Consider the following 12,891-nt stretch of genomic DNA (forward strand, 5'->3'; position numbering starts at 1 on the left):
GGAAAACCAATGTTCGTTGTGCTGGACGAGATGAACTTGGCCCGCGTCGAATATTATCTGAGTGACTACTTAAGTGCCATTGAATCGAGACAACCGATTCGACTGCATACGGAAAGCCATGTTACAGATGTTCCGCAGGAGCTGCAAATCCCTCACAACCTGTATGTCATAGGCACGATCAACGTGGATGAGACCACGCACGGCATCTCGGATAAGGTGTTGGACAGAGCCTTCGTCATGACCTTGTCGGATGTCGATCTGGATCAGTTCTGGGTACAGGCAGAGTCCAAGTATAAGACCGCCTTGCAGGAGGAATGGGAGCTGCTGCAGGAGCTCCATCGTAAATTAAGACGATATGACCTTCATTTCGGGTATCGAACGATGAATGAGATGCTCCGTAAACTTTACGCCAATGTGGAGCTTGATCCGGAAATCCGGATGGAAAAGAAGGATGCCGTGGATCGGGTGATCGCGGAGAAGGTGCTGCCGAAGATTCGCGGGGATGAACGGATTGATTCCCTGCTTATTGACTTAATTGAGTGGACAAGCACGGGGTTTGGTGACGGTTCGGAGTCGCTTCATCACCTGCTGCGTATGAAGGGAGAACTGGATCGATATGGTGCAGCCCAGTTCTGGAGATAGTCTTGAGTTTTATTGCCCGGATACGGGGATATGGACTCCCATCGAGCAAATGCGTTTCGAAGAAGCCAAAACGTATCGCTGGAGAATGACGAACCATGCTCCATTCCGAATTCTATTGAATGGTATGCCATTGCCCATGGTCTCTACGGATTTTGGCTGGGAAGGCGAGTGGGCGGCGCCTTTTCAGTCTGGGATGCTGGTATTCACCATCGAGCAGGTGGAGCGGATAACCATAGAATCCTATCTGTATTCGGACAAAAGGAAGTTAACCGAAGACGATTTTGGGCAGATGATTTCGGATATTCTTACAGAAGCCGCGGCTTGTTTTCAGCATTGCGGTGCACAATCGAGATTTGATAACAGCGGGTTTGTGCGGAAAATATCCATGGCCCAGTGGGATTATATCGATCGGAGTTTCCATCGGCTGCAGCGAACGTTCAAAGAAATTCTAGCGGAACCGCTTCGCAGGCTAAGAACAACGGATCTATGGATTCGCAGAGAAAATGTGAAGCATGTAACGCCGGCCCTGCTCGCTTGGTCGGAACGTCATTCCGGCAATGGCATGAGTCCGGAGATTCCTGTTCCGGAGCTCCTATGGACCGGTGTACGGGAAGATACCTTCAACGTATATGAGAATCAAGTCCTGCTACGACAGCTGCATGAATTACAGCGTCTTCTGCGTGAATATCAAGCCTCAGCTGTTGATGCCATACGATTGAAAGCAGAGCATTATCTTAATCGTATTCACTATTGGCTTCGGTCCGCCTTTTTGCGTCAAATACAGCCGCATGTCGGTCCGATTGTGGTTTCCCAAGCGTTTCGCAAGCATCCGATCTATCGCAATTGGTTTTCTTGGTTTCATCAGCTTTATCAGTTTAAGGAGTACTCGATCGGCCTCAAACACTCGATTCCGTTGAAGGATACGTATCATTTATATGAAATCTGGGTTTTCATGCGGATGGTGAAGTTTCTCCGGGAAATAGAGGCATTACTGGATCCTTCCGAGCTGTTTTCCCTGGAGCAGGACGGTCTTGTCTTGAATTTGTCCGAGAAGAAAGAGAGTCGAGTTAAGCTTGTTGGCGGAGCGACGCTTGCGTACCAGCGGTGGTTTACAAGCGCTACCCAGGATTTCGTCACGTACACGCATGGAATGAAGCCCGATATTGTGCTCGAATCAGAAGGGAAGCTAATTATTTTTGACCCCAAATACCGTCTTGACCATAACCTTCCGATGGCACTCGGCGAGATGCATAAGTATCGGGATGGGATCGTTAGTAAAGCGGACGGCAGCAGGGTTGTGGAAGAGGTATATATCATCACGCCGGCACCTGGGGAGGAAAATTCGCACCTATTTGGAGATGCATATCGGAAGCGGTATCGGATGGGAGCTTATGGACTAAAGCCTGGCGGGAATGGTCAAGAGTTGGAGAACAAATTAGCTGAGATATTACTGGAAATGGATATGTAAACAGGAACAACAGGAACATAAGAATATTGAATTTAGTCTTTAATAGAATTATAATGTAGTCATTCCTTCTATCGCTTCTGTTCCCAACGGAAGCTTAATGAGCGGCTATCCTCTAGCCCAAATCATGTCCTCGCGGGACAGCTGATGGCTACCTATCCACAAGCCGAGAGCTTACGGTATTGAATTCCCTATGTGGAGACTAATTACCCACAGGACTAGTGTGTCCTTGTGTACTATAAATTGTTCAAATCATGAACCCGAATGAAAGCATGTTTTATTTGCTTTCTTCGGGTTCTTTTTGTTGTTATTCAATAAGAGTTGAGCATGCGTCCTTCAACAGCTTGGCAGCGTCAACTGGAGGAACATATCGCAAAGTTGTCGACGGCTGCTTGTGGCGTAGTTGTCGTTTAATGGAAATAATGTCAATTCCACTTTTTTGCATCAAGTATGCCGTGGTATGTCGAAAACTATGGGCTGTGACTTTCTTTTGTTTTCCGGCCTCTGGGCAAAAATTCTTGATGATTCGGTTTAATGCTTCCTTGGATAATGGACGATTATTCTCGAAGAAAACCTCCGAATGCCCAGATTTCAGCCATCCTTCTACAACCGGATGATAAATATAACGTTCCAGTTCATCAACGAGGGAATCGGGCATGTAAACGACTTCGGATGTGGTTTTCTGCCCTTTATTCACCATAATAACCCTACGCTCAAAATCAATCTGTTCAAGCGTTAACTGTATGATCTCTCTGTTTCGAAGAGCGGTCGTAGTCATTAGCAAAAATAGGATGAAGTACTTCCGGACAAATGGGTCGGCTTTAAGCGCTACTTGAAATAATCGCTGACATTCACCAATGGAGAGGGAACGATCTATGATTCGGCGCTCATAGTATGGATTCGGAAAGTTTTTCATGGGGTTCTGTTTAATCATACCAAGACCGTGAAGTAACGTGAAAAAATGTTTCAGGTAAACAATATTATTGAAAATAGTATTCTTGCTTGCCTGATACCTCTTCTTGAGAAACTGGATATAACCGTCAATACATTCAGTATCGATCGGACGGTAAGTCTCAGATACAGTATCATAATAAAATTTATCGAAATCCAGCTCTCCCTCAAAGTCTAAGCTCAGATATTGTTCAAATTTCATGAACTGACGACTATAAGCGTAAATTGCAGAATCCTTGAGATGGGTATGTTTTTTCCAGTTGGCATAGTAGGGGGAATCCAATAACAAACGTTTCATTTGTTCTCCAACCTTTCTCTAATTTTTTGAACAATCTCTTGGGCAAATGGGTGTTTATTAATGGCGTCACGAAGTTGATCATCGAAAAGCCGCAAGTACTTCATCGTGCTGTCGATCGACTCGTGACCTAGAAGTTTTGAGAGGGTGTATATATCGATCCCTGCTTCAAGGCCTTGAACGGCAAAAGAATGACGAAAAGAGTGAGGACCTAAACGATCTTTGTCTTCCTCTTTTATCGACCGAGACTCGCGAATAATACGTTTCATAAATTGCTGAATGGCTCTAGATGTGATGGGTTTATCCCCGGCAGTGCTTGAAAAGATATAGAGCCTTTGATAATCGGAATCTGGCATCACCTCGCGAGCGCGACTGTATTTTTTCTCTATAAAATCTGTGAGCATCATTAAGGCGAGCTCGTTGATTTTTCGGACTTTCTTGGTATTCTCAGCCCCTTTGGGTGTTACCTTGATTGTTTGAGTATCAGGAGTGATATCACCGATCCTTAGATGGCAGAGCTCGTTTATGCGAATTCCACTCCCAAGGAAAGTCCAGATAATTGCAGTGTAAAGGCTATCGTGGTTACGAGATTGAGCGATCTGCAAGATTTCCGCGATCTGCACTTTAGTAAAGGCTCTTGGTGCGTCATCGTTTGACCATCGAACGCGTAGTATAGTCTTCAAGTCCCCGAGATCCTGATGACCAAAGAATATTTTGTATGTGGTCTTTATGAAGGTTCGAAGAAAGGAAGACTTCTTGGCTTTTGTATTAGGATCCTCATTAAGCTTAATATAGTCGGACAAGAATTCGCCGTTTGATACCTTTTCAAACTGCGGATCGTCGCCAAACTTTTCCTTCACATGTTGCTGGAAAAGTTTCATCTCTGACCGATACGTTGTTTGCGTGGTCCGGCTAAATTCAGAAAACTTGCTGCTTTGATAGAAAGCATCAACGGCTTCGAGAAATGAAATCTCCCGCATTTCTGGGGTAATAGTCGGTGTGGGATGTGCTTGAACGGGGAAAGTTTCCATTACCTGTCGCATTTTTTCTGGGCCATAGTTGCATAGCAGCTGGTTCAGTTGTTCTTTAAGTTCGGTAAATTTCGTGTCGCTGATTACCTTTGGCATGGATGGACCTCCTTAAAATTTGATTTTGTTAATGGCATTTTGTAATTGCTTGTGGTTTCGGTGGACGTATCGGGCAGTATTTTCCGGCCTTTCATGTCTTGCTAGATACATCAGTAGCTGTGGTGGGCAATCCGAATGTTCCGATAATCTGCTAATGAATGTATGCCGAAGTAAATGGGGACCTCCCGGGTAGTTCCATCCAGCAACAAAGGCATATAGTTTGTATAAAGCCCTCAAGCTACGAATAGTAGATTGATTGTTGTCTCCAAACACGTGGGCATCCTGGCCTTTGTTGGCAATAAGCTGTTGAAAGTATTTGAGTAGTGGGTCAGGTAATGGCAGAATGGCCGATTTCTCGTTTTTTCCGAAGACAGAAAGGGTTCTATTCTCTATGTTGACATCTTTAAAGCGAATGTTAGCAACCTCGTGAATTCGCAAACCAAGACAAAGCATCAACCCAAAGGCTGCTAGTTCCAATATGGGGTGATCAGAATAAACTTGAATAGTTTGGGAAAAACGATGGAGTTCATCATCTGTTGGTAACTCGCGATAATAGTATCTCTCATAGGGGATTCCTGTAACATCCAATGTAATGTCTTTCGCAAGCCAGCCCATCTTGTAGAGATTGGCTAGTAGGAATCGGATATCGTAAAAACAATTGCTAACCGTTTGCTTGATATGAACCCCCTTCTTTTCTAATCGGAGTAAATACTGCTTGAATTCGAGTAGATGCTCTTCAGTAAGTAAAGACAACGGCAATTCGTTGCAAGAGGTATTCTGAAATTGAACATACGTTTTATTCAACCAGTTTAAAAATAGAGAGTAACTCATTTTATATTTACTGTTAACGGTCTTTTCCTTAACTCCTGAACGGAGTAACTCTTTAATATGCGTAGTAATAGCGGGATGATTTATATCTTGCATCCTTTTTTCTGTAGAAGAATCGTTTATTGGTTTTTTTAAGTCAAACTCAATAGATATTAATTTTCGACCTATTGCTAGAAGCATGTTGCGTTGAACGATATCGCAGGAAGAATGCTCAATGAAATTAATTAGTGCATCTTTATTTGCTAATTCTTTATCTTGTATGAATCGAGCATCAAGCCCATAGCGGGTTTTATAAAAATCAATGAGCTCTAGTGCGTATTGAATTAATGAAAAAAAGCTGGTTGATTTTAGAGAATATTTCTTATTCAGGTAATCAAGTACTGTAGGTGCAAAAATTCGATTTTGAACTTGAGTTTTGTAAAGCCATTCATTTAATCCATGTGAGCCTAAAGAAACATTTGACTTATCCTCTTCAGGCCAACGAAATGCATACATAGTATTCAAGAACAACAGCACCTTCTTCCAACTTAAGCTCTTAATATCATGATTGCCAGTTGGGGTGGATTCTAAACATTCTTGCGAAGTAGAGTTCGCATAAGAAGCATTCGGCGAGATAGTTTTCGCATTTTGCTTCCAATGATTTGATTTGAATAAATCCCTAACTTCCTGATCGCTATCCATCTACATCTCTCCTCAGATTCTGTTTCTATCTTCGACCGCTCAGACCGCAGTTTTTGCTTAGAAAGGAGGTGGGGTCTGGTGACGCTCATCATTGATGTAAAGGTATCATTTGCTTTAATTTCTGTCCCTGGTGCTCCACATTTGGAGCAAAACGCGTTGGATTATTGGGTTTCGCGAGGATTATGGTCGGAAGTAACAAGAATCTGCTCCATTTGTGGAGAGATGACGATGGATGCCTAGATCGGGATTAAGATGATGGAGGGCAGAGCCTAGGTTGAAGAAGAAGGATGATCTTCAACAATGGCTTTATAAATTCCTCCGTGATGAAATAGATGAAATTACTTATATCAGCAGGCATGATAGAGACTGGTATGAGGTTAAGCAACTGGCAGCTACAGACCCTCTAATTTTCAGAATTCTGCTGCGAAAGCTCTCCTTGCCTTATCGTCGGAAAGCATTGATTCAGGCTTTTGGCTTAGGGACAGTGGAGCTAAGAACACTCTTGCTGGGAGATTTTTCGGAATCTTCTTCAACGATTTCTGACCTATACCATCCAGTGAAGTATAGAAGGAGATTTAGCAACGAGCTGCTGGCCCAATTCGGAATCATCCACCGTGTTCCTTTTGATTGGGTTTATAAGGATGGGGCTGTTGTGGAGCGATGGAACTTCAAAAATTATGATTTTAGCGGGATAGCTTTAACTCATATGAAAGACATGATCCCGTTATTGAGAATGGCTGAAGAACGAAATAGACAAGTGAATGGATATGCCATCCAGACAAGCACGGATCAAGAATGTTACATCCGTTTGGAATCACGAGCGGATGTGATCGTCGTTGATCTTTATCAAGCTGACTTATTGAGTTTGGACCAACTCATGTCCGGGCTAAAATCGACGCCCTTCATTTGGACTGGCTTCATTACCCAATCCGTTGTACCTGGGTACCGGTACTGGACATTCATAGGTGCTGAAGATGATTCAGCTATTGCCCGGGTCATGGAAGCAGAGTTCAAGTATATCCAAAACAATTTCCACTTGTGATAGGACAATCTGCCGACGGAATAAGGTGTATTGAGGTGAAAAGTATGGAGCGGATGCCGACAATCAAAATCGTATATGTGCCTCATACTTTATGCAGTGAATCGGCTAAAGTCTCAAACACCTTATCCGCCGCGGAAGCCAAAAATGCCGTTATCGATTACATCCTAAAGCGTTTGATCCTAAAGCCGACTGAATAAGCCGGTTTTTTTGTTTCTCTCTTTGTCCATACTGGAAAGTAATAATGAAAGAAAGGAGCAGAGCGAACCCCCATGTATACTGCCATCTATCCCCGGGTTTCGACTGGGATGCAAGCCTCAGAGGGCACAAGCCTAGATGCCCAAGTTGAAATCTGTATGCGGAAAGCGAAGGACTTGGGAATTCCCGAATCTATGATCAAGGTGTATCGTGAGGAAGGATTCACGGGAGAAGATATTGATCGGCCTGCGATGAATGAATTCAGGCAAGATGTGGCGCAAGGTCTGGTCCGTCGCTTGATTGTTACTCATCCCGACCGTTTGACCCGGGACTTAACGGATAAATTAATTCTTTGCAGAGAGCTGGAGCGGAGCAATATCGAGTTGGTGTTCGTAGATACGGAGTACCGGAATACGCCGGAGGGACAGCTTTTCTTCAACCTGATGAGTTCCATCGCGCAATACGAGTTGTCTCTAATCAAGAAGCGGACGGTACGCGGAAGGCTTAAAGCAGTGGAGAAAGATAAGAAGATCATGCCCATGCGTGTGGCCCCCTACGGATATGACCTTCAAGCGAATAGCCTGATCATCAATGAGCAGGAAGCTGAATTTGTCCGTAAAATGTACCAGTGGTATGTGCATGACAACTATACGCTTCGTGAAATCGGGGATCGCCTCTATTCCCTAGGGGCGGTACCCAAACGAGGAGAAAGCCGGAATTGGAGTGCCAGTTCTATTCGAAGGGTTCTTACTTCAGAGGTATACATTGGGAAGTTCTATTACAACCGGAGAGAAACCCGGAAGATTCGCGGAGAGAAAACCAAGAACGGTACACCGAGAAAAACCTATGCTTTTCGCGAGGAGAAGGATTGGATCGAGGTATCCGTACCAAGCATCATCGACCCATATCTGTTCGAATTAGCCCAGGTGCAGAAAGAGAAAAATATGAAACGCTCAGGAAATGTAAAGTATGAGTACTTGTTGAAATCGATGATTCGCTGCGGCCATTGCGGAAGAATGTGGCAAGCTACAACTTATACGGGGCGGGTAAATAAGGCGACGGGAGAAAAGATCCGTTACACCTGCTACAGATGCCCGAATCTATTTCCCAAGAAGTACGGTGAAGGGGTTGAGAAGTGCCCTACTCAAACGTTACGAGCCGATATGCTGGACCATTACGTCTGGAAGCTGATTCTGGAGACACTGTCTAATCCTGATGATTATATGAAGCGGCTGCAAAACAAAGCCAATGAAATTAATCTGGAGCTTCAATCCGCCGCCGACCATATCAGACGTCAACTGGATCAGAAGGAAAAGGAGAAGGAAAAGATCAAAATCATGTTCAAACGAGAGGTCATTGATGAGCAGGAGATGCTCTCCGAAATGAAAAAGATCAATACAGGTCTGAAGTCGCTGGAGCAGGAGCTTGCCGGGTACGAAAGGCAGTTGTCCGACCAAGCAGAGAAGGAAATATCGGCCAACCGGATTGCAGAAGTATCCCAGGCTGTCCGAAGCTTCATAGAGAGCGCCGGTGACGAGCTTACTCTTGAGGAGAAGCGGCACATCGTGGAGACTTTGGTGGATGAAGTGATTATTCGCTACGATGGGAACGAAGTACAGATTACAGCGGTCGGGGCACTTGACGAGTTGAAACGCCAATCGTTTATTCCGCATGAAGGTGACGTCGTTTCGTGTTCACAACCTCAAGAAATTCGATAACACCGGCGAAGATCTGGAGGACCTGATCTCGATCGGGACGATCGGTTTGATCAAAGCCATCGAGAGTTTCCGGCCGAATAAGGGGACGAAGCTGGCGACCTTTGCAGCCCGCTGCATTGAAAACGAAATTCTCATGCATCTGAGATCGCTGAAGAAAACGCGCAAGGACGTATCGCTGCATGATCCGATCGGAACGGATAAAGAAGGCAATGAAATCACCTTGATCGATATTTTGGGGACGGAAGCGGACGATGTGGTGGACCGGGTACAGCTCAAGATGGAGAAGAGCAAAATTTATCGGAACCTGGATATCCTGGACGCACGGGAGCAGGAAGTCATCAAGGGACGATTCGGGCTGGAGCATGGGGGAGAAGAACGGACCCAGCGCGAAATCGCCAAGGAGCTCGGCATCAGCCGGAGTTACGTGTCGCGGATCGAGAAAAGAGCGCTCATGAAACTGTATCATGAGTTTTATAAGAAGAAATAAGCCAAAGAGCCTGCAGATCGCAGGTTCTTTGGTTTTCGCCCCATCCGGATTGCCCGAAAGGGCAGATTGAGATGCACCTTCGGACGATGTCGGCAGAGTCGATTCAATTTATAATTCATGAAACGACGATGGATACATACCGATAATGGAAGAGGGTTCGATATGAAACAAATTTTGGACAAGCTGAGACATTGGACGTTAGACTCGATCAAATTCAAGCTCATTCTTCCGGTCGTTCTACTCCAAATTTTTAGTACGAATATCGGCCAACTGGTGAACTCCGCTTTGAATAAAGGGCGGCAGGTGATTTCAGATGCAGGTGTGAACACGAGCTATATGGATGGGAATATTGGCTTTTTCGTTTCTTCCGGCCTGAGTATATTGATATCCGTGTTTATACTAATATTGCTGTATGACCGCATTATTTTGAGAAGACTTCTAAACGTGGCGGCTTTTACGGGAAAGCTTGGCGATGGGGATCTATCGGTTGCCTTGAAGTTTAAAGGAAATGATGATATTGGCCGGCTGGGCTCCTCCTTGGTTAAGAGCTCGTCCAACATTAGAAATCTGGTTACGGAAATCGAATCGGCTTTTAACCAATTGCACGCGACTAGCGAGTTACTGCAAAATTCGACCAGAAACTCCGCAGACAGCATTCAGAGCATTCATTCCACGGCATCGCTCCTTGCGGAAGATGCGCTTCGTTTGATCCAAGAGACCGAAACCGCGAATGTATCCATTGCGGAGATCAATGACACAAACGCATTATTATTAAAGAAGGTGGAATCCTCTTTATCCACCTCGGCGGCTATGAGAGAAAGAGCGGACCGTATGGAAAAGGAAGGAGTCCAATCTTTGGAGCGGTCGAAGATGACATATACGGATAAGCAAATGAATTTGCTAAAAGCGATGGATGCGGGGAAAGTCATAGATGAAATCAACACGATCGCTTACAGTGTTAGGGATATTGCTGCCCAAACCAACCTGTTAGCCCTAAACGCATCTATTGAAGCAGCAAGAGCCGGGGATAACGGAAAGGGCTTTGAGGTCGTTGCAGATGAAGTGAGGAAACTGGCCGGCCAGTCTGCAGCCGCGATAGCGGATGTGGATCATTTGGTTGCGCAAGTCAGGGAAGCATTTGAATATCTTGCGGAGAGTTCCCAGGATATACTCCATTACATCAACCGGGATGTACAGGCCGATTACGAGTTGTTGATTGAAACCGGAAGACAATACCAACAGGATGCCCAGCTTGTGAATGCAATGTCGGAAGATATCAACGCGGCAACGGCAGCCATGAACGGTTCGGTCATGCAAATCAGCTCCGTGATCGACATGGTTGTCCAGCGTTCCACCCAAACTTCAGATTATACCAATCTTATCAAGGGCCGTTTGGGTGAGATTAACCATGTGATTCAAAATGCCTCCCGGTTCACGGAAGACCAAACCGTGATGTCTAACCAATTAAGAAACTCGATTCAAAAATTCAAACTATAAGATTTGGTTTGTTCTCTTCATGGCATTCGAGATCTTATCTAATGGGATCAAGAGATAGGGGGCTGAGTCTTTGAATGACAAAAAGACCGGACTTGAGATGTTCAACGGGATGTTTGCTTCCAGGCTCCCGATTCTGATTTGGGTTTCTTTTGTTTATGTGGGAACGGTGGTGCTTCAGTTTCTAAGGGAGCCGCAGATCTTGCCGAGCATCGTGTTTACCGGATTATTCACGATCCACGTACTTCTTCATTGGAACTCATACCGGGTGACACAAAAGCAATTTTGGATCTATTTCACGGTACAAGGGATTCTTGTCTTTTTGTGTGCGATTCTTATGCCGCAAGGATATCAGGCTGTGCTGCTCGGGCTGCTGCCTGTACTGATTGCTCAAAGTCTCGGCTTTTCCTTTCGTATCTACAGAGTCATTTTCGTCTCCCTCATCAGCATCGTCATCTTTTTTGATTCGGCCTTGACCGTTCATGATTTGGATGAGATTTTCGTTTTTCTTCCGATATTCGTGTTAATGCTGATTATTGTTGTAGCTTACGGCATTTTGTTTTTTCGGCAGGTCAATGAACGATTGCGGATTCAGAGCTTTTTGCATGATTTGCAGGAGGCTCACCGAAAGGTGGAAGAATTGACGTTATCCAATGAACGGCAGCGGATGGCCAGAGATTTGCACGACACGCTTGCACAAGGCGTCGCCGGGTTAATTATGCAGTTGGAAGCAATAGATGCCCATATGACGCAAGGCAATACGGAGGGGGCGCATACCATTCTCAAGCGATCTATGCAGCAGGCGCGCAGGACATTGGCCGAAGCACGGCGGGCTATTGATGATCTGCGGCTGAAGTCGGCTCCAGACATGAACTTGAAAGAAGCGCTTGAAGATGAAGTCCGACGTTTCGAGGAAGCGACGGGGATTCCCGTTATCACCGATATCCGAATCAATACGAGGTTATCCCAGTTGTACATGGAGCACAGCTTGCACATCGTGAAAGAAGGGTTGACGAATATAGCCCGACACGCGCAAGCACACATGGTATGGATAACCTTCTATGGCGACGCCAAACGGTTATGGATCGAAGTCAGGGACAACGGCGTTGGTTTTAATACGGGCAATATTGGGATGGATGCCGGACATTACGGGCTTTTGGGCATCCAGGAACGGGCCAGGCTGATTGATGGGGAGATGAAGGTGATCAGCGGCGGGGAAGGAACAACAATTTCGGTCACGATACAGCTTAACGAAGGTGAAGATGAATGAATCCTTATAAAATCATGATTGTGGACGACCATTTTGTTGTCCGTGAGGGACTTAAATTGATTCTGGAGACAAGCGACAAGTTTCAGGTTGTGGGCGAGGCCAAGAATGGTCAGGAAGCCTTGGAACTGCTGGCATTCATAAAACCGGATGTCATTTTGATGGATTTAAATATGCCGGTCATGGGCGGACTTGAAACGATCCAAGCCTTAAAGGACAATAACGATCCTACTCCCGTGATTATACTGACCACCTACAACGAGGACGAGCTCATGATCGGAGGCATGGCTCTCGGGGCGAAGGGGTATCTGCTTAAGGATACGAACCGGGAGAACCTATTCCGGAACATCGAATCGGCAGTAAGAGGAGAGACCCTGCTCTCGGCGGATATCCTCGAGAGGGTAATGGCCGCCAAAATGCAGAAGCCCCCGGCTTCATCTAAGACGGAGGCCACTTTGCTTAGCGCTAGAGAAACCTATATTTTGCAAAGCGTCGCCAGAGGATTCAAAAGCAAAGAAATCGCTTTTGAGCTCGGTATCGCGGAGCGAACGGTGAAGGCCCATTTGACGAGCATCTACAACAAACTCGGCGTTGATTCGCGTTCTCAAGCGGTAGCAACCGCCTTGGAACGCGGACTATTGAAAATATAGATTTTTTTTAAAGCATGCGAAAGAAGTGTTTCGCATGCTTTTTTTGCGC

11 protein-coding genes and 1 pseudogene are annotated in these 12,891 nt (G+C 45.4%); 9 read left to right on the top strand and 3 right to left on the bottom strand.

The genetic code is table 11. From position 1 onward, the window contains the following. Window positions 1-6: 6 nt before the first annotated feature. Window positions 7-561, top strand: a pseudogene (locus MJ257_RS25070) (DUF8727 domain-containing protein); the annotation flags it as partial. Window positions 562-616: 55 nt separating this feature from the next. After that, entirely contained in the window at window positions 617-2,110 is a 1,494-nt protein-coding gene (locus tag MJ257_RS12385; protein WP_240269546.1) for a DUF2357 domain-containing protein, read from the top strand. Between the two features lie 304 nt (window positions 2,111-2,414). Here the strand turns inward: MJ257_RS12385 and MJ257_RS12390 are convergent, their stop codons facing one another. From MJ257_RS12390 to MJ257_RS12400, 3 genes are read right to left on the bottom strand one after another with little or no spacing between them, the layout of a single operon-like run. Next, a complete protein-coding gene (locus MJ257_RS12390; RefSeq protein WP_240269547.1) occupies window positions 2,415-3,356 on the bottom strand; it encodes a tyrosine-type recombinase/integrase in 942 nt (313 codons plus the stop codon). Beyond that, complete coding sequence (locus MJ257_RS12395; protein ID WP_240269548.1) at window positions 3,353-4,480, bottom strand: tyrosine-type recombinase/integrase; 1,128 nt, start codon at window positions 4,478-4,480, stop codon at window positions 3,353-3,355. Before MJ257_RS12395 ends, MJ257_RS12390 begins: the two co-directional genes overlap by 4 nt. Before the next feature lie 12 nt (window positions 4,481-4,492). Further along, window positions 4,493-5,989 (bottom strand): tyrosine-type recombinase/integrase, encoded by a 1,497-nt coding sequence (locus MJ257_RS12400; RefSeq protein ID WP_240269549.1) that lies wholly within the window; start codon window positions 5,987-5,989, stop codon window positions 4,493-4,495. A gap of 78 nt (window positions 5,990-6,067) precedes the next feature. Here MJ257_RS12400 and MJ257_RS12405 point away from each other — a divergent pair, with 78 nt between their 5' ends. The 7 genes from MJ257_RS12405 (at window position 6,068) to MJ257_RS12435 (ending at window position 12,842) form a co-directional block, all read left to right on the top strand. Then, window positions 6,068-6,229 carry a hypothetical protein gene (locus MJ257_RS12405; RefSeq protein ID WP_240269551.1) on the top strand — a complete coding sequence of 54 codons (162 nt, stop codon included), beginning with the start codon at window positions 6,068-6,070 and terminating at the stop codon, window positions 6,227-6,229. Between the two features lie 34 nt (window positions 6,230-6,263). Further along, the gene (locus MJ257_RS12410; RefSeq protein ID WP_240269554.1) at window positions 6,264-7,031 is read left to right on the top strand and encodes a hypothetical protein; all 768 of its coding nucleotides are present in this window, start codon (window positions 6,264-6,266) and stop codon (window positions 7,029-7,031) included. A gap of 269 nt (window positions 7,032-7,300) precedes the next feature. Continuing rightward, window positions 7,301-8,944 (top strand): recombinase family protein, encoded by a 1,644-nt coding sequence (locus MJ257_RS12415; protein ID WP_240269555.1) that lies wholly within the window; start codon window positions 7,301-7,303, stop codon window positions 8,942-8,944. Further along, window positions 8,898-9,431, top strand: a complete 534-nt coding sequence (sigK, locus tag MJ257_RS12420) for an RNA polymerase sporulation sigma factor SigK (protein ID WP_240269556.1) — start codon at window positions 8,898-8,900, stop codon at window positions 9,429-9,431. The genes MJ257_RS12415 and sigK overlap by 47 nt, the downstream gene beginning before the upstream one ends. Before the next feature lie 162 nt (window positions 9,432-9,593). Continuing rightward, window positions 9,594-10,928, top strand: a complete 1,335-nt coding sequence (locus tag MJ257_RS12425) for a methyl-accepting chemotaxis protein (RefSeq protein ID WP_240269557.1) — start codon at window positions 9,594-9,596, stop codon at window positions 10,926-10,928. Between the two features lie 70 nt (window positions 10,929-10,998). Beyond that, entirely contained in the window at window positions 10,999-12,195 is a 1,197-nt protein-coding gene (locus tag MJ257_RS12430; protein WP_240269558.1) for a sensor histidine kinase, read from the top strand. Continuing rightward, on the top strand, window positions 12,192-12,842 hold the full coding sequence (locus MJ257_RS12435; protein ID WP_240269559.1) for a response regulator: 651 nt from the start codon (window positions 12,192-12,194) through the stop codon (window positions 12,840-12,842). The genes MJ257_RS12430 and MJ257_RS12435 overlap by 4 nt, the downstream gene beginning before the upstream one ends. Window positions 12,843-12,891 lie beyond the last annotated feature (49 nt).

Origin of the sequence: Paenibacillus timonensis (assembly GCF_022427145.1) — a bacterium.
Lineage (GTDB): Bacteria > Bacillota > Bacilli > Paenibacillales > Paenibacillaceae > Fontibacillus > Fontibacillus timonensis.

What these genes read in the sequence shown, in the direction of transcription:
- sigK (WP_240269556.1), top strand. Translation starts at nt 8,898, where the DNA reads ATGAAGGTGACGTCGTTTCGTGTTCACAACCTCAAGAAATTCGATAAC.
- MJ257_RS12425 (WP_240269557.1), top strand. Translation starts at nt 9,594, where the DNA reads ATGAAACAAATTTTGGACAAGCTGAGACATTGGACGTTAGACTCGATC.
- MJ257_RS12390 (WP_240269547.1), bottom strand. Translation starts at nt 3,356, where the DNA reads ATGAAACGTTTGTTATTGGATTCCCCCTACTATGCCAACTGGAAAAAA.
- MJ257_RS12385 (WP_240269546.1), top strand. Translation starts at nt 617, where the DNA reads ATGGTGCAGCCCAGTTCTGGAGATAGTCTTGAGTTTTATTGCCCGGAT.
- MJ257_RS12400 (WP_240269549.1), bottom strand. Translation starts at nt 5,989, where the DNA reads ATGGATAGCGATCAGGAAGTTAGGGATTTATTCAAATCAAATCATTGG.
- MJ257_RS12395 (WP_240269548.1), bottom strand. Translation starts at nt 4,480, where the DNA reads ATGCCAAAGGTAATCAGCGACACGAAATTTACCGAACTTAAAGAACAA.
- MJ257_RS12415 (WP_240269555.1), top strand. Translation starts at nt 7,301, where the DNA reads ATGTATACTGCCATCTATCCCCGGGTTTCGACTGGGATGCAAGCCTCA.
- MJ257_RS12435 (WP_240269559.1), top strand. Translation starts at nt 12,192, where the DNA reads ATGAATCCTTATAAAATCATGATTGTGGACGACCATTTTGTTGTCCGT.